At 36.6% G+C, this 17,391-nt stretch carries 14 protein-coding genes; 7 read left to right on the forward strand and 7 right to left on the reverse strand.

Annotated features, from left to right (window positions below; genetic code table 11):
- Positions 1-292 precede the first annotated feature (292 nt).
- The 5 genes from PSA_RS24475 to PSA_RS08425 all read right to left on the reverse strand — a co-directional run bounded on the left by PSA_RS24475 (position 293) and on the right by PSA_RS08425 (position 6,786).
- A protein-coding gene (locus PSA_RS24475) for an IS3 family transposase (RefSeq protein WP_371257771.1) occupies positions 293-1,476 on the reverse strand; the annotation gives its coding sequence in 2 pieces (ribosomal slippage) (positions 293-1,218 and positions 1,218-1,476; 1,185 coding nt in all).
- Positions 1,477-1,518: 42 nt separating this feature from the next.
- Positions 1,519-3,141: a hypothetical protein gene (locus PSA_RS08410; RefSeq protein WP_042153124.1), complete on the reverse strand. Its 1,623-nt coding sequence runs from the start codon at positions 3,139-3,141 to the stop codon at positions 1,519-1,521.
- A 192-nt stretch (positions 3,142-3,333) separates the two neighbouring features.
- Positions 3,334-5,427, reverse strand: a complete 2,094-nt coding sequence (locus tag PSA_RS08415; RefSeq protein ID WP_042153120.1) for a hypothetical protein — start codon at positions 5,425-5,427, stop codon at positions 3,334-3,336.
- Positions 5,417-5,833: a hypothetical protein gene (locus PSA_RS08420; protein WP_231665234.1), complete on the reverse strand. Its 417-nt coding sequence runs from the start codon at positions 5,831-5,833 to the stop codon at positions 5,417-5,419. Before PSA_RS08420 ends, PSA_RS08415 begins: the two co-directional genes overlap by 11 nt.
- Positions 5,834-5,868: 35 nt before the next feature.
- Positions 5,869-6,786 carry a hypothetical protein gene (locus PSA_RS08425; RefSeq protein WP_042153114.1) on the reverse strand — a complete coding sequence of 306 codons (918 nt, stop codon included), beginning with the start codon at positions 6,784-6,786 and terminating at the stop codon, positions 5,869-5,871.
- Between the two features lie 574 nt (positions 6,787-7,360).
- Here PSA_RS08425 and PSA_RS08430 point away from each other — a divergent pair.
- The 7 genes from PSA_RS08430 to PSA_RS08460 all read left to right on the forward strand — a co-directional run bounded on the left by PSA_RS08430 (position 7,361) and on the right by PSA_RS08460 (position 15,440).
- On the forward strand, positions 7,361-8,221 hold the full coding sequence (locus PSA_RS08430; protein WP_042153110.1) for a TnsA endonuclease N-terminal domain-containing protein: 861 nt from the start codon (positions 7,361-7,363) through the stop codon (positions 8,219-8,221).
- Positions 8,211-10,430 (forward strand): hypothetical protein, encoded by a 2,220-nt coding sequence (locus PSA_RS08435; protein ID WP_042153107.1) that lies wholly within the window; start codon positions 8,211-8,213, stop codon positions 10,428-10,430. Before PSA_RS08430 ends, PSA_RS08435 begins: the two co-directional genes overlap by 11 nt.
- Entirely contained in the window at positions 10,423-11,925 is a 1,503-nt protein-coding gene (locus PSA_RS08440) for an AAA family ATPase (RefSeq protein WP_052380275.1), read from the forward strand. The genes PSA_RS08435 and PSA_RS08440 overlap by 8 nt, the downstream gene beginning before the upstream one ends.
- The gene (locus PSA_RS08445) at positions 11,918-12,877 is read left to right on the forward strand and encodes a TniQ family protein (RefSeq protein ID WP_127924253.1); all 960 of its coding nucleotides are present in this window, start codon (positions 11,918-11,920) and stop codon (positions 12,875-12,877) included. Before PSA_RS08440 ends, PSA_RS08445 begins: the two co-directional genes overlap by 8 nt.
- On the forward strand, positions 12,849-14,438 hold the full coding sequence (locus tag PSA_RS08450) for a TnsD family Tn7-like transposition protein (RefSeq protein ID WP_052380274.1): 1,590 nt from the start codon (positions 12,849-12,851) through the stop codon (positions 14,436-14,438). Before PSA_RS08445 ends, PSA_RS08450 begins: the two co-directional genes overlap by 29 nt.
- Positions 14,439-14,440: 2 nt before the next feature.
- Complete coding sequence (locus PSA_RS08455) at positions 14,441-14,764, forward strand: hypothetical protein (protein WP_042153097.1); 324 nt, start codon at positions 14,441-14,443, stop codon at positions 14,762-14,764.
- A 277-nt stretch (positions 14,765-15,041) separates the two neighbouring features.
- Entirely contained in the window at positions 15,042-15,440 is a 399-nt protein-coding gene (locus PSA_RS08460) for a hypothetical protein (protein ID WP_042153093.1), read from the forward strand.
- Between the two features lie 77 nt (positions 15,441-15,517).
- On the opposite strand, the gene PSA_RS08465 is transcribed toward PSA_RS08460, so the two are convergent.
- Both PSA_RS08465 and PSA_RS08470 read right to left on the reverse strand, forming a co-directional pair.
- Positions 15,518-15,895: a hypothetical protein gene (locus PSA_RS08465; RefSeq protein WP_042153092.1), complete on the reverse strand. Its 378-nt coding sequence runs from the start codon at positions 15,893-15,895 to the stop codon at positions 15,518-15,520.
- Positions 15,896-16,106: 211 nt separating this feature from the next.
- A complete protein-coding gene (locus PSA_RS08470) occupies positions 16,107-17,252 on the reverse strand; it encodes a reverse transcriptase family protein (protein WP_042153089.1) in 1,146 nt (381 codons plus the stop codon).
- Between the last annotated feature and the right edge of the window lie 139 nt (positions 17,253-17,391).

Genomic DNA, 17,391 nt, shown 5'->3' on the forward strand with positions numbered 1-17,391 from the left:
ATTAAAAGAAGTGTAGATAATACAGCTTTGTTCTAATTTGGAACGTTAATTCAATTAAATTTTAGATGGGGTTAATTAGCTATTAAACTTTAATTGTTTTTCAAAGTAATAATGTAGAGTCATACTTCTTCTGTTAGTTTGCCTTCTAAGTGGATTTGAGAATTAAAACCAAATAGCTCCTTTAGTTTCGAAATATTACCTATAGATTTATGACTTGAGTAAAAGAGTCTATTTTTATTTTCGCATCTGCCATCTGCTGACCATTGTTTCTGACCTTCAAACCTTGTAGTGGTCAACTAAATTTGGCCACAGTTTTAGAATTTAACCAGAACCTTCGCTCTGATTCATTTGGACTTAAGCCTGCATTATAGTGATGAGGCCTGATCTCGCTGTAATAACCTATTACGTAATCAGTAATTGCACCTTTGGCTTCTTTAAAATCGATGTAACCCTTTTTCGGCATCCATTCAGTTTTAAAGCTCCTAAAAAACCTTTCCATTGGCGCATTATCCCAACAATTTCCTCGTCGACTCATACTTTGCTTTATTTGATATTTCCATAGCCTCTGACGATACTTTAAGCTTGTGTAATGACAGCCTTGATCTGAGTGAAACATGATACCTTTAGGTTTTCCTCTGCTTTCATAAGCCATATCTACAGCGGCTATTGTTAATTCACTATCTGGAGACAAGGAGATAGCCCAACCAATTGGCTTCCTTGCAAATAAATCAATTACAACGGCTAAATATGCCCACCTGTGACCAATCCAAACATAGGTCACATCACCACACCAATACTGATTGGGTTCAATTACATCAAACTGTCTGTTTAATAAATTGGGTATTGAAATATGCTCTTTCTTTGCTTTTTTGTACTTATGATTTGGCGGTTGAGAGCTAACCAGTCCTAATTTTTTCATAAATTTAGCCGCTCGATACCGACTTAAATTAAAACCACGATAAGATGCAATATCAGAGATAGTTCTGGCACCCGCAGAGCCATTACTTTCTTTATGTATTGCTTTGATTTCAATAGATAACCTTAAATCATCAGTTGATACTGATTTATCTCTGTTAACCCAATATTTATAACTACTGCGATGTACGCCAAATACATCACATAATGTTTTAACTGGGTGACTATTGCTCTTATTGAGTTTCTCGATTATCGAGAATTGTTCAGAGAGTCCGACATCAATAGAGCTGTAGCCTTTTTTAATATATCCTTTTCTAATTCAATTCGCTGTATACGCTTTTTCAGTTCTCGAATTTCAATTTGTTCAGGCGTCATAGGTGATGCTGAAGGTGATTTTCCGCTTCGCTCAACCTTTAACTGGGCAACCCATTTACTCACAGTTGATTTACCCACATTCATAGCTTTTGCTGCTTCTTCTTGAGTGTAGCCTTGGTCAATTACTAACTGAGCTGTTTCAAGTTTGATCGCTGCAGAATATGTTACACGGTTTTTCTTTGTCATATGTCACCTAAATTGGTTATGAAATAATCATAACATTTCTTATTAGGTGGCCAAAACTACTGTACCACTACACCTTAACTTTAACAAAAGGCCAACTTTAGCTGGCTCTAATTCTAGTTCATGTGAGGATGCTGTATCATTCCAAAGAGCTACTGTTGAACTTTTAGGGTACTTTCCGCCATTCGTTGAGCGCTGTGTCATACCGTATGGTGAGATAGACAGAACACTACAGCCAGGCTCATCAACTAAAGCAGATGAATACCTTCCAGACCAGCGATCCTTCAATTGAGGACCATCAAGTAAAAGAGCAATGACAAGATCAGGGCCTAAAGCGCGAACGATAGGAGCTATAGGATCCTGCCTTGCTAAGTCTTCACAAATTAGAGGACATATATGGATACGCTCATCTCGATAAGAAATAAGCTTTCGGTCTCCAATTGAACAGCTTTCCCACCACTTCACTTTATCGGTACTGAGTATATGGCCTAATCCGTATGTGTTTAGCTGAGTTTCATCCAGAGCCCATCGATGGTGTTTTTTTTGATTCTCTGCTACATAATGTGCGACAAATCGGTTCTGATAAAGTAGTTCCAAGCTATTTTCACCGTAACTTTCTACATTATCACCGTCACCAAAAACACCAAATATTATTACTGGAGGATTAATGCTTTTTTCTGAAAAATAATCTCTTAGCCCGCTGAGAATTTTAATTTTATCATTAGAGTTAACCGCACACTCTGGAATCACGATAAGGTCTAATGAGGTTTGTTCTCCTGATGATTCAATAGCATACTCGATCATCTGATGCGTAATTGGTTGATTGTTCTTATATTCAAAGAAAGCAAATTCATCATTCATTTGTAAAGTTGGCTTATCATCTTGTTTAAAAAACTCATCTTTTACCTCTAGGGGCCAAGGAAGAACCAATACATTGTATGAGTCAGGTTGGATTAATTCAATTGAGCTTCCAACAAGGGCTGCTACCTCAATTCCTGGTTTAATGTAAGCTAAATTATGGCTTAAGCTATTTAAGGATATGCCTGCTTGTGGGGTATGACTCTTAAACTGAATTACACCATTTCTTTTCTTACATTGAGATAAGCTAGAAATAATTGAACGTTCTTTTCTTGCAATTAGTGATTCTGCATAGCTATTGATAAGGCTATTATTAGTTCGGTATATCTCATTCCGTAATAGGTATGCGCATTCATCGCTTGCAACATATAGTTCAAAAAGCAATTTTAGATATTCAGGCCTCTTTAATAGATCTTCAACATGGAGCTTAGCTTTGCTTCCATTAAATAAATTAAACAAGAGTCCATAAAACCTTGGACTGACCCTAATTTCGTTGAGTCCCTGGGCATCAAGTAGTGTGGTAGACCAGTTTCTTGCATGGTTACCTGTTTTTAGCTGTTTTAGGTAATCGACTTCATTTTCTATAGATACTATTTTCTGATACTCGTCCTGTGTATCAAATATTCGAGCTATCAGATGGAATGTATTCATTGGCCACATTAAGTACTGCAACAAATGATTATCAGCGTCTTCTAAGTTTAAGGTATGAAATGCTTCATCGGGCTGTTTCTTTATTTTGGAAAAAACTGTTGCACGTCCAGGGTGATCATCACCTAAAAACATATCTCTCAATAATGTTGCCAATTGCATGTTCAGAACACCTATTCAATAATTGTATTAACTAAATACAGCTTGTTAGTTTTATCTTTTTTAAGCGAACCTAGTTTTGTTCGACAATAACTATATTCATTGGTAAGTATATAGCGCGATACACCTGCCTCTTGATTAAAATTGACATCAAGAAGCAGGTGTTTATAGCAATTTACTAGAATTATTACTGCTTTATAATTTAGTAATGACTTTTCTAGGTAAATACTCAAGCTTAAAACTGTTAGTATTTAATCCAGCAACCGATGCTGCGTATGTTTCGTCATTTTCATCAAATGACGCTGCAACAATACTTTGTAAGCCTTGTGTCGTTGATAAAGTATCAAGCATCTTATTCACACTTCTAGTGCTCATAGAGTGTTGAGCAGGTTCATCAAATAATATTAAACCGAGGTGGTTTCCATTTGTAGAATTAGATGCTTTATATAACGCTATTAAATATGACCAAATTAATCTTACAAAATCACTTGCCGATGAATCCGACTTGATATCAGCTGAATTTGAGTTTTTCTTATTAGCTGCCTCTGTTGGCGTGTCTACTCTTTCCCGTAATTCTAGATCTTTCAAGTAAGGAAGCAATGTATCTGGTTTAACTTCTATTTCATTAACATCAGCACTACGGTAGCCAAATTTAGCTGCAAGTTGTTTGAACTCATTAGAAAATGAGTTGATTTTTTTCCAGTCACTTTGAGTAAAACTATATTTAGATAAGCTAGCAATATTTCCATTTAAGTTTTTATATATAGTGGATAATTCAACCAGTTTTTCAAGCTTATTTTCTACTCTTTCTTCAATTTCAGTAAGCCCTGATAATCTATTTTCTAGGTTTATTTTTCGCCTAACATCAGTTTCTTTGACACTATTTGTAGACTTTATATCTTTTTTCAAAGAGACCAATTCTTTCCTAAACTTAATAACTTCTCTATTAATTGTTAGCAGCTGAGCCTTGTCTCTTTCAATATTTTTATCTAACCCCTCAATAATGGATTTCGTCATCTTTTTCTGGTTATCAAGATGAGTAATATTTTCATCAAGCGACATTGGCATAGCTACACTATCCGGCGAAATTAAAATATCGTCGATAGGATTCATACAGGTATGGCATTTTCCTTTAGCAAAATCTAAATCTGATTCATCGGCCCCGAATTTGACAAGCTTTTCGGTTAACTTATTAGCTTTTAAGTCCTTTTCAATACTTTCTAAGCTCCCTAAATACTGACCAAATTGGGACTCATTAATTTTAATTTGGCTGCCGCACATACTCTGCATGACCAATAACTCTTCCATCCTATTTTGTGTTGTTTCTATTTTTTGGACTAGAACATAAGGGGCCTCGGAAAGCTGAGACTTTTCATTTTGAATTATTTCATGCATCTCATTCCTAAGATTGGCTTTTACAGATTCAAAAGGTAAAACATCTGCTCCATTTCTCTCGCCAATCATGACTAATCTAGGATCAAAATCGACCGATGGGACTTTATTAATTCCTGAAATAGATAAATATTTATTTTCTACCTCAATCTTAATTTCAGTCACAAGCTCTGACCATTCACTGATAAGACTAGAACGTTGAGATTGGAGCTCATTAAGTGTCTTTGCATTTCTGAAGCTATCAAGATCTAATAAATAGCTTGCCACCTTCTCTCTCATGGCGCTAACTCCATAATATGGAATATTAGCAATATAATCTGTCCAACCTCTCTTCTGTTCTACTATCAGAGCAGAGAACACTGATTGTAAATATAACTTTGTTTCTTTACCTTTATTATCAGATAAACTCGGCAAATCAAGGCCTAAAAACTGCTCTAAATATGCAAAAAAACCACGTTGTTTGTCTTGAGCTGAGCCCCCGTCATGTAAGAATGTATACTGACTTTTTAAATTGATTGAAGAGGTATCTGTTAAATATGCACCGTCGATAATTTGAATTAACTTCGTATTGACATCAGCTGATTTGATAGCTCGTTTTAACGTAATCACCTTTCCGAGTTTATTTTCAACTTCTAAGTAAACAGTTGAACTAAGAACTCGTTTTTCACTACCATTTAAGTCGAATCGATCTTTTAGAGCGTAAGGTAAAGCTGCATTTCCTTTAGAGCCTATGATCTCTTCCATCCCAAGGGCGTAGATTAGAGAGTTAACAAATGTACTTTTTCCTGATGAGTTGTCGCCACGAATAATATTAAGGCCAGGCTTAAATTTTATTTTATACCCATAGTCCTGATTCTGAATATCAGTTAACTTTACAAATAATTGATTAAACTTCATCTACCCACCTTTTTGCTGCTTGAGTCACCATAGTTTCAGTAATTTTCTTTGCTATGATGTTTAATTCATTAACTTCAGTATCAAACAGGTTCATTAAATCTGCCCCCGAGATAAAGGACTCAGCTTTAGGAGTTAACTTATAAGCCCCATTTGCCGTTCTTGAAAGTAACCCTTCAGAGGTTGCATAGCATAGAGCCATATTTAATGAGGGATCTATTCCCCAAACTCCTAGCAATAAATTTTTCCTTTCAGCTGAAAGCTGGAGAGTTTTTAGCCGTTCAGGCTCTAACATAGCCCAGTTAAACAGATGGAGCTTTAATAGACTTGCTTTACCACCACTGCAACAAAGCTTTAAAATCAATAACAGCTTTCCTACTTTATACATAGGCCGAAGTTCAGGAATCACTGATGTTTTCTTTCGAGAAAATCTCAGTCTACTCATCATTCAATCCTCATTGGACATTCTGCAATCCATCTAGCAACCATGTGCTTAGTAATTGACATTAAATCCTCATGCTCTATTGATGATATATGTGGATCTTTACAAAACCTTTCTATCAATTTATCTTCTACCCATCCAACCAATTTTTGAGGGCTCTCTTCCCATGTCATTGACAGTTCTTCAACATCATCCTCAAAATTATTAACTAGTTTTGCAATACGTTCATATAGCTCAGGTGACTGGGTAAATATACGCCTTAGAATATCGTAGCCGCTTAAGTAGTTTTTCTTTGTGAGCTCGTTCAATCGGCTATGATTTTTAGGCTTGTATACTTCATTAACGACACTTCTTATCTCATTTTTCTCTTTAATGTTATTATCGTATTCTGTGGTTAATTCAGGCTCTGTAATTACTTCGCCATAATGGCTGGTAAAACTTAATTGCTCACCACCTACCATTTGTTGCTGCCTGATATCTTGAATATAGAAATCAAGATCTTTTACGAGTATTTGAAAATTACTGGCGATGAAGTCGAGGCCAGCATTTTTAACTTCTTCTTCCTTTATTCTCGCATGAGCATAAATGTCATGCTTAGCTATTCTGGGAGTAATAAATAACCATTGAGTAATTTCACAATCACCAATGTGTTTAATTAGCTCCTTCTCATTTAGCGATAGCTTTTTTATATCCTTAGTAATTTTGTCGCGTTGCTTTTCATGTAATGTTTTTGTATCGTAATGTTCGTCAGGGCAATAACACTGAATGACAATACCTCCATCAAGCACGAAACCTTCAATTCCAAGATCACCTGGAGATGCGACCATATCTTGATAGGTATCATATTTTTTTTTAAATACAGCTTGAATTAGGCTTTCCCATTTATCACCATCTAACGGGCCAACATCAGTGTGGATCATATACTTTCAACACTTATTACATATAAAGTTTCACGTTATACGTATTAAACCTTACATGCCAATGAGTTACCACCTTTTCTATCAAAGAGTTTATGAATTCGAACAACGGATACCTAAATATTTTTAATTAAAAGGAGTAGATGTAATACCATACCTATTGGGTACTGTTTTAATATACAGTACTCGAAGATTTTCTATATGTCTACCTTAAATATTATGGCGGTATGGAAGGGGCATTTCTTCCTTCTCTTTTAAAGGAAATTAGCTGAATTTTTTCATGACAGTTCATTTGGGGTAGCTCTTAACAAATATTTATTACTATTTTCAGACCGATTTTAAACCCACCTTCTTCTTCTTATTCCTTTTTGGTCTAAAACTTAATATTCTAATAATTAACAGTTGCTAATAAACGATGGTTAAGTTGTTGAAATTCCTACCTGTGCAAAATATGTACAATTTAAATTATTAACAGTTATATATATTTATTGTAATAATATCAAGGAACTAGCTTGTTGTGTAAATCGTTTTCAGCTATATAATAAGTGATCTCTAAATTTAACTTGAGATCAAAAAAATGAAATTACCAGTTACACAACCAATCATTACCCAAAAAGAAAAGAACAAAATTGAGCGTTATATCGCTCTTGTTAAAAAAGAAGGATATCGTCCTTTTGTTACTGTGCGGCAATCGCACACAATTGGCCAAGGGCAAATTATATATTCGCATGAAACTGGTCGAACACATCATTTCTTAAGTCGCGGTGAGCTTGTTCCTTTCTTTCACTTTGAAGCCAATAACATTGTTAAAGATATCTTTGACCAATATCCACTTCCCATTGAAGATACACTTAAATATGCCGTCGATTTAAACATTGTTCACCCTGGCTCTTATCAAGAAGCTGAAGATTTTGATGGCCACAGGCCAGCAAAAACCATGACGCTGGATTATGTCGTTAAGCACCAAGATAATTCGCTTCATGCCTATAACTTCAAATATGCTGATGCACTAAACCCAAAGTTAACAAGTCCACAATCTGTGGCTAGAACGGAGGCAAAAGCAAAGATTGAACGTAAGTATTGTAAGAAAAACAAAATAAGTTGGACCCAACTTACCGAGTTGAGTTTCCATTCAAATGTCACGAATAACCTACGTTACTTAAGGGAATACAAGGAACATGAAGATGAATTTAATGTAAGTGAAGAATTCAAAGTTATCGCGCTAACGTGCTTTCGTATTAACTTTGAAAATTATCCTGATGTGACGGTATATAAAATCATTGAAATGACTGCTGCTGAGCTTGGCATAGAACTATTTCAAAGCCAGTTCTTATTCCAAATGTTTGTTTATAATCGTGCACTTACAATTGATTGGCTAGAGCTCATTGACCTGAATCGCCCTTTATCGATGGTTAAGGAGCTTCGTCATGCTAGTTAATCAAAAAATAGTCTCTATTGGCGCTAAAAGCGAGCATGTTGAACTCCTTATTGTCGGAATCGATGAAGATGAAGGCAATGGGCTTATAGCAGTATCTGACTTGAACAGAAAATGTCCTAAACGTCCTACGACTCACAAAATTGAGTACGTTCTTGGAAAGATTAAGCGAAAAGAATGGCAGATAGTAGAGCATGACTTTCCAGATACGCTTTATTGCAAGACGTCTACATTAGCTTCAGCCCTTAAAAAAGCTAAAGTTAAAGATCCAATTCAGATGCAAGATGATGCTTACGAATGCCTTAAGCCATTAGTTGAAACCCCTGAAAAACTGCATTCATATTTGTATGGTAGCTCCAAAGGTATTTTAAAAGAATTAGAAGAGAAGTCCGGTAAAAGCCGCAAGTATGTTACAGGAAATCTTAATCGATATTTTTTTTATGGTGGCACTAAAGAGGCGCTTCTCCCTCGTTATTATGAGTGTGGTAAATTTCATAAATTACAAGATAAACCCCGTTATCTTGATGATGGTTATCCAGACCTAGCCAGTAAGCCAGGTATTGCTACCGTCTATGGAAATGCTTATCGGCATGTGACGCGATGGGATGTAGAAAATATAAAAAAGTTTGCCAAGACAGATATCAAGAATGGCCAGGAAACAGTACTAAGCACGCTATATGATGATTTTATTGGCAAGTTTTATACCTTTAAAGTGAAGCCCAAAGGGGCGACAAAAAATGATATTGCAGAGCCGTTTTCAATGGTTCTTGAAAGGCGACATTTAATTTCCCCTCGTGCTTTTAAACGTCAGCTCAAAAAAATTGTACCAGCGCTTGTTTGGTTAAAGAAAAAAGTAGGTAATAAAAACTACTTAAGAGATAACGAAGCAAAGCCGGGCTCTGCGCACCATGGTCTTAGGGGGCCAACAAGTCGTTATGAAATCGATAGTACGGTTATTGATGTCTATGTGAGATATGAGTACTCCAATGAAGATTACTCAATAGGGCGTCCTATTTTATATCTAGTGATTGATGTTGTTACTGGAATGATTGTAGGTATGCACGTTTGCTTTCATGGCCCAGATTGGACAGGAGCAAGCCAAGCACTATTAAATGCTTTTACAGACAAGAAAGCATTTTGTGCAAAGTTTGGCTATGCACTTAAGGATGGTGAATGGCCTTGTCATCATGTAAGTCAGCAACTAACACTCGATAGAGGAACTGAAAACAATGACGGGAATTTAGAGTCTACTCTTAAAGGTCAAATAGGGTTAAGTGTTATGAACTTGAATGCTTACCATATGGGCAGTGCAAAAGGGACTGTAGAGAAGTCATTTGATACGGTTCAGTCTAAAACTTTATCGCCAACAGCAGGTAAAGTTGAAAAGGTTAAAAAATTTGATGAGCAACATGCAAGTCGTAAACAGATTTATACCTATAAATCGCTGGTACGTCAGATAATCAAGACCATCATACTATCAAATAATCACACAAAACGAACCAATGGGCGTACATTTGAAATGGAAAGAGATGGTGTGGACTTTACCTCTCTCGACGCTTGGAATTATGGGTTAAAGCATCGTGTAATTACCCGTCAGGTCTCACAACAACGCTTGATATATGCTTTACTACCTGAAGACAACGCTGTTATTCAAGGGAAAGGCGTTTTCTATAAAAACCTTTACTACAACTCTAAGGAATTTGAACGCTTAGGTTTGATGGATGAGGCTAAGAATGGGAGTCGTGAAAAGGTAAAAATCCGCTATACCGATGTTTCCACAAACTCAATCTGGTGGCGTAATGACGAAACAAAGGAGCTATTTAAACTCGATTTAACAGATAGAAGTGAAGCGTTTAAAAATCAAACCTGGTTGAATGTTATGCACCGCATAGAGTTTATTAAGCATGAATTAGCATTACTTGATGAACGTAATCAATTTGCAAAAATTTTGTTTCGAATGGATTTAAGGTCTCAAGAAAGACTATTGAAGCGGATGAAAAAACAAGTTGAAACGTCACGAGCAAAATCTCCGACACAAGGCACTAAACAAAATGGAGCTTTGATGGGGGACCAACAAAAATTCGAATACCATCAGCAGCAACAAACAGCCTTTTCTACTACACAACCTTCTCAACCAACCATGAGCTATACCATTGATGCTGCATGGTCTAATCCTAACGCTGTTCCTCTAAAGGAGAACGAACATGTCTAAACCACATTATATCAATCACCCTAACGAAAGTTACCGAGGTAACCCCTTGGTTGAGGGGATGGGATACCCTTTAACTATAAAAGAAATACAAGAAGTATCTAACAAGCCATTTGATGGCGGGTTAGACCTAACAGGTGTGCCCAGTGATTTGCATGGTTATTATAACCGCTCAGTTATTTTAAATCTATTTAGTCTTCATGTTTGCCAGGATGAGATGGTCGATGTTTATGAAACCTTACGTCATGGAATTGAATATGGTTACCTAGGACGTAATCCGAACGAACCTGAAATTGGTCGTATGTTGGCGGCGATAGAGCGAGACAAGGATCAGCCGTTAAAGGCACTAAATATCAAACGTTTGAATATGCTAGAAAATAGTTTTAGCTATTTAATCGCAGGTCTTTCAGGTAGAGGAAAAAGTGCAATGGTAAAAATGGCACTTGAACATATCCGGCAGAAGATAATACACCAGACTCATATTGTTCTAAACGGCGAAAAAGCCACTTTTACTGATATGCAGATCACATATATCTATGTAGAGCATCACGATAGAGTTGGACAAAAAGCCTTTTTGATTTCCATACTCCAAGCTATTGATGAGGTAATTGGTGATGAATTAAGTGGTGTAAGTCGAAAGTCATATGCGTATGTAAACCGAAACAGCTCAGTATTTGAGCTTATGAATGCGGTTCGAAAAGCTGTTGTCGTACATCACATCGGTGCGTTTATTATTGATGAAGCTCAGAATTTTGCACCCGCAGCGAAAGATTTAAAAATTGGCTCGCAAGAAAAAACTTCAATGAAATTTGTTGAAGAATTAATTAATACTTTGGGTGTATCGAGTATATTTGTAGGCACGTTGAGTACGTTATCTTTATTCGAAAAAGAAGTGACTATCACTCGGCGGACCATAAGATGTGGATCTATGATCCTTCTAGGTTCTCCTCTCGATAGTTCATTTTGGATAAGGTTAACTGATCAGTTATTTAAGGCCGTTGGAGCTACTTACTCAAAAGATGAGTTATTCATTTTAAGAACACACCTTCATGGTCTTACAGCTGGTATCCCTGCAATTGCCGTTAGCTTAGTTCAATCGACCCTACGTTTCTTAAGCTATCACGATACAGGCGGACAATGTCTGACAACAGGTGCTTTTGATTTTGTCTTTGAACAACAATTTAAACTATTGCATGGACCAATGGCCGCATTGATAGAAGAAGAATATGACAAGTTTGAGGACTTTAAACCTATTAAGTTACTCAAGGAAATTAATCCTAAAAGTGCAGGAGAAGAGAAGCTTGCTGAGTTGAATAAAGAAGCAGAAAAAGTGTATCAGTTATGGCAGGAGAAAACGGAACACCTGAAAACGGGGCAATACCAGTTGGCTTCACCCCAAGATAAGATTTCTCATCATCAAGTAGAAGCCTCTGAAGCATCCAGTAAATTATCACCAGATAACTTTATGGCGTTAATTGATGGAGAAAATCATGAATAGCTTACAAACACTGTTTCCTGGGGAAGATATCTTAGCAGCTCCTGCTAGATGGCACTATTTAACAGGAACAGGAGCAATGGCTCATAGTTATAAAGAAATGGGGTTAAGCGTTGATGCACAAGGCCCACATAGGCTATTTAACTCATGCACGCTGAACATTTTGGATGTTATTGGAAAAAGCATTAATGATGAGAGTGTCAGAAAGCATAGCATTATAAATCTAGAGTTGGCCTATTTAACTTCAGCAGAGCGAAAGCAGTGGTTAGATAATAAAATAAAACCAAGATTTACTGCGCTAGCGAGTGTACACCCTAAACGTTGGCGTTGGTGTCCGGATTGTGTTGTTGTAGATGAAGCCTCTTTTGGAATGCCGTATTATCATCGAGACCATCAGTTGCCGGGCGTATTTCATTGTAAAAAACACTCCCTTGGGTTGGTTGAGGAATGTGCTGAATGCGGGTGGCAGGTTACACATATTAAAGACCAGCAAGTACCTCCTATAGATAATCTCTGTCCGTGCTGCGGCTTTTGGCTAAGTAGTTATGATGGACTATTCACTGACAACATGGCCGTGATTGAGGAGGCTATTTTACAGTTAGTAAATAATGAACCTGAAATGGATTTATTACACCAACATCAATTGAATTTGTGCTCTCAAATAGGGATTCCTCCTAATTTGCAAAACACGATGGCAGAGCAAAAAAAATTAAGCAGTTGGCGTGGTAAATTTCTCGCCTACTATTCACCTTCAGAAATTAAGAGTTGGTTTAATAATTTTAGTGGGACTAACGGCTTGCTCGTACCTTCGATGATGCGTAGTTCTCGTTTAACCATGTGTAACGGTAAAGCGACTCCTATACATCCATTGGTTCATTTGCTTGCTATGCAGTTTATAAACAGCCATCAGATAAAGGATGAAGCTTATGAATCAGCTTGTTTGGTTTCCGGGTGAATGCGCATATAGTCTTGTTGCGAGAGCTTATTTACAATCGCCTTACTGCTCTTGGGGTGAAACGAATAAAGAAATGTTTAATGTAAAGCATGTACGGATTAATGTAATACTTCCTGGGCGTTTAACTGCTTTTGCAGAGCTGACGGCTCATTCAATAGATGAAGTACGTGTAAAAGCCACAGGGCATGTATTGTTTGGGTTAGGGCTAATTGATATTAAGTCGCGTGAGCGACTTATCAATACAAGCACTGAAACAGGAGAGAGGGCTTTTGGCTCAAGCTTACTTGCCGTTTCTAAGCTTACTTTTGCTCAAGAGATAAAAGCGTGTCCATTGTGTGTTATAGCTGATGAGGCTAAGTATGGCGTTCCGTATTGGCATATTATTCATCAATATCATGGTGTATCAGTTTGCCCTAAGCACGGCGTTAGATTGGCCGTTCACAAAACAGGTGAGGGTGGAATAAATCATCAATATGTTTTGCCTTTATGGGAAAAAGATGAAGAAATAAAGCCTTCAAATATTACTGAGAAAACTCTTAGCCGTTACATTGAAAAATTACATGAGCTTCTTTGCGTCTTTACGCCAATCACACCGCTCAATAAATTGTACCAACAATGGTTATCAGACAGAGAGTTATTAACTAGTAATGGTCATATACGCTGGAGAATTTTAAAACCACAACTGCTTTCTTATTGGCACTCGTTATTTTGCTCTATTGAGCCAGTACTACCTCTAGAGCTAAAAGGTTTTCAGTTTGTTCCTATCATGGTTCACAAGCCCAGAAATATGCATTACATCAAACATGTGTTGCTAATGGCTTTTCTGAGTAGAACGCCGGAAGAATTTTTTAACGGGCCAGCTGAAGCTGAACAAGAGTGCGAGGCTAAAGTAAAGCCAGCAAGAAATATTGAAGAGCGTGCACTTGAACTGCTATTTGCAGGCAACTCAATGAGAAGTGTCGCTTCCCAGCTATCATGCAGTATTGGCTATCTGAAGCAACTAGCTTTACGAAATAACATTGAGATAGAAAGGCGGCGTCAGCACATTTCTGCTGATATTGAACGCACGGTTTGGCGAAAGGCTTTTTACGGTATACACCGTGAAGTCATCGCAAATGAGCTTGATATTTCAGTCGGTGCAGTTGAGCAAATCATTCAAAGTCACCAAGGACTATCACAGTGGCGTCATCATTTACTGATGGTCAGGCGCTTAATGGCTCATCAGAAAGAGTTATTGGCGTTTACGGTCTCACATCCAGGAAAACCCAGAAACTATATTAAAGAGCACTGTGGCGCGTATATGTGGCTATATAAAAACGATAAAGACTGGTTATATCAACATTTGCCACCTCCACAATCTCGTATTTATTATCCAAGCGTTGATTGGAGTGCACGAGACATCGTTTTAGTCGCCCAACTCATGTCGTTAAAACCGATATATAGCTCATTATCGCAAATAGACAGAGAGCTAGGTGGGCATGGCTGGCTTTTGAAATATAGGAATCAGCTGCCGATGTCATTAGAGTTTGCTAAAAAACTATTGGTATTGCCAAAGGTGTGAGTATGATTACGGAAATTAGAGAGTGGTTTATCGTTGGAATATGTGAACGTAATTTTTCTGAAGAACAGTACCAAGGCTCTGTTGTCTGGGGGATAGTAGTTCACGATGAAACCATGAGGTTTTCCCCTGGTGATTACGTTTGTTCGTCATTAATAAAAACAATAATACAGGAAGAAAATCGAGTGTTCACAAATTCGGGTAGCACGTATTTGTTGCTGGGTGATGGCAATGAAGTCAAGATTTACTTGAATGAATTTCCACTATTACGAAAAGGGTTTAGTCCTGTTGAAATTAAGAAAATAAGAGCAGCCGGCGTTAATACATGAAGTTATTACTTGTCGGTAGGGGCGTTAGTTCCATAGTTGCCTAAAATCATAATGTTTGCTAGATTAATTGTAAGCTTTATCACAGGCTCTAAAGTCTGATAATAGTGTTAATGCATATGACCCCTTTAGGGAAAGTGCAAGGCGGGCAGCCTTCGTTATTAGATACAAACCACACGGTTGTATGGTGATATTAAATTAGGGAAATTCCAAGCGGAATTCCTTTCCGCTAGCTGAAGACCCACTGGCATGCGGCATTAATTTTATATCGGATATAACTATGCCTGTTAAAAACGAAAACCGCACAGCACCCGCAAATCAGTACTATAAAAACACCTCTTTTGAAACGTTAGCCGCCAGTTGGTTTACCTATGATGGCTGGGAAGTTTTTGTTCCTGTAATTGACCATGATATGAAAACAGACCTACTAGTTAGTGATGGCGTTAACTTCTATCGTATTCAAATTAAAACTGTTGAGTCGGCAGATGAATCTCATATTGTTGAAAATAAGTGGGGCGATGCCAAGATTGATTACGTCATCTATTTTTCGAAAAGCGCAAATTGGGGGTATATAACCAAGCCGTTTAATCAACGAAGGAAGCGATTAAATGCTAAAGGCCATATACGCTTTCATCCTCACCATAAGCCGTTTATAAAAGCGTTTAATGCAATGGATTAAATGCCTTATTTGCTTTTTGTACAACTAGAAGAATTAATGTACTTTAATCGATGATGACATATCTTTGCGCATGTCACTTACAGCCTGTCGCATATTGGCCCTCCAGGTTGTTTGATTAAAGTCAGGAGTAGTTGAAGCATTTTTTTCTCTTTAGCTAACCTAAATACTATTTCCATAGTGTTTTCTAAATTTTTAGGAGCGGTGCCATCTTTAAATAATATATGAATTTGTTGAGAAATATCCCTAATTTCATATGTCCAATTATCAAGTGATGTTTGATTTTTTGGTGTATGAGATGCCTTAGACACTAGAGTGCCAAAAAGCTTATAACGTTCTTGCTCTAACCATTTGTTGAATTCACGCTTTTCTGTTAATCGGTTTCCCCAAAATAGTGTGACAAGCTGACCTGCCATGCCTCCAGCTAATACTGCTGTACCAATGCTTTCCCAACTCATTGTTATTTCCTATTAAATAATCATTAGTGATATTAAGTCGTTGATGTTCTTTGTTAGCTAATGGAAAGTGAACCTGAAGTGGTTATTAGTATTCTTAATCCTAAACAGCATAATAGTTTACCATTAGCGATGTGGAGTTATATTTCAGTTTTTTTTTTCACAGAATTAGTATTTAAACTCTTATTTTTAAGCATCAAGGATTTTAAGGTATTTATATTAATCCTTCTTGCTGTAATATTTTTTTAAAAATCAACTCAGTTTTATTTCCGTAATTTATATCAACACTTTTAGCAAAATTTATCTTTCCTGATATTATATTTATCATCCCAAAAATTGAATTAAAATGACTGTGTTGTGAGTGCTCTATTATGCCAAACTCTTGGATTCCACGAATGTGAAAGTTTAGGCGCTGTTTGAAAGACTTAGTTAGTTTAGGGGTATCTCCATCAACATTAAGCCCTAAAATAACCTTACTCTTACTAGGTGGTATTATTTTTGTTTTCTTTGAATTTAATTGGTAATGATGTTTTTTTAATATTTTCGATACCTCAGTAATAAAAGCTTTTGCATGTTTCCGGTTAAATTTTTTATCACCTGTCGAAAAGCTAAGGTCATCTGAATACCTTGTGTAAACTAAGGAGTACCTTTGGGCAATGCTTTGTAATTCAATATCCGCACTTTTAAAAATAATATTTGATAAATGAGGACTGGTTGGAGAGCCTTGAGGTAAATGGCCAAACCTTTTTATTTTTAGAGAACTATAAGGTGAAGTAGATCTTTTGTTCCTATATTTCACCCAATGCTTTATGGATGAGCTATGATCAAATTCAGTATTGATTGTACATAACCTAGCCATTTCAAAAGAAACTAATGAGTTGTAATTCTGACTTTTAAAAACGTCGTAAACTTGAGATTCTTGTATAGAACCAAAAAAATTATTTATATCTAGTTTGATCAACCACTTTGATTCTACATGTTCTTGAGCACACTTAATAATTGATGCGCCTTTATGGTATGAATAACATCGCCAATGAGGCTCAATGTTTATTAGAATATTTTGGGCTATCCATTTTTGTACTAGCTTTAAATCATCATTTGGCGATGAAATGTCACGATACCCAGACACTTTTTTCTTCAGGTTGTATACCAAATAAGGGTTAGAGTTTCTCAAAACAATGTTCCTCAAAACAATGTAATGAACCCCTGTAATGTGACTGATGTGTTTTAGGCTGTGTATATAAGAAAGAGATTTAGACTCTTTTTCATGTGAAGACTCAAGTATGGTAAGGAGTTTTTCTTTAGAAAAGCCTTTTGATAATCCAGTTTTAAGGTACGAATGAGTAGGGCCGATTGTCACTGAGCTACCTTTATGAATATATTAAAAATAATAAAATATAAAATTTATCTTAACCAAAATATTAACAACACCGTTAATACCTAAAGTATCTTTTAAAGCATACTTTCACTCAAATCATGAGTCTGTACATCTAACAAGT

The sequence above is a fragment of the Pseudoalteromonas sp. '520P1 No. 423' genome, assembly GCF_001269985.1.
In the GTDB taxonomy this organism is placed as follows: Bacteria; Pseudomonadota; Gammaproteobacteria; order Enterobacterales; family Alteromonadaceae; genus Pseudoalteromonas.

Excerpts from the sequence above, each read along its gene's own strand:
- PSA_RS08435 (WP_042153107.1), top strand. The coding sequence starts at position 8,211 with ATGCTAGTTAATCAAAAAATAGTCTCTATTGGCGCTAAAAGCGAGCAT.
- PSA_RS08430 (WP_042153110.1), top strand. The coding sequence starts at position 7,361 with ATGAAATTACCAGTTACACAACCAATCATTACCCAAAAAGAAAAGAAC.
- PSA_RS08465 (WP_042153092.1), bottom strand. The coding sequence starts at position 15,895 with ATGAGTTGGGAAAGCATTGGTACAGCAGTATTAGCTGGAGGCATGGCA.
- PSA_RS08455 (WP_042153097.1), top strand. The coding sequence starts at position 14,441 with ATGATTACGGAAATTAGAGAGTGGTTTATCGTTGGAATATGTGAACGT.
- PSA_RS08450 (WP_052380274.1), top strand. The coding sequence starts at position 12,849 with ATGAATCAGCTTGTTTGGTTTCCGGGTGAATGCGCATATAGTCTTGTT.
- PSA_RS08445 (WP_127924253.1), top strand. The coding sequence starts at position 11,918 with ATGAATAGCTTACAAACACTGTTTCCTGGGGAAGATATCTTAGCAGCT.
- PSA_RS08425 (WP_042153114.1), bottom strand. The coding sequence starts at position 6,786 with ATGATCCACACTGATGTTGGCCCGTTAGATGGTGATAAATGGGAAAGC.
- PSA_RS08415 (WP_042153120.1), bottom strand. The coding sequence starts at position 5,427 with ATGAAGTTTAATCAATTATTTGTAAAGTTAACTGATATTCAGAATCAG.
- PSA_RS08440 (WP_052380275.1), top strand. The coding sequence starts at position 10,423 with ATGTCTAAACCACATTATATCAATCACCCTAACGAAAGTTACCGAGGT.
- PSA_RS08410 (WP_042153124.1), bottom strand. The coding sequence starts at position 3,141 with ATGCAATTGGCAACATTATTGAGAGATATGTTTTTAGGTGATGATCAC.
- PSA_RS08460 (WP_042153093.1), top strand. The coding sequence starts at position 15,042 with ATGCCTGTTAAAAACGAAAACCGCACAGCACCCGCAAATCAGTACTAT.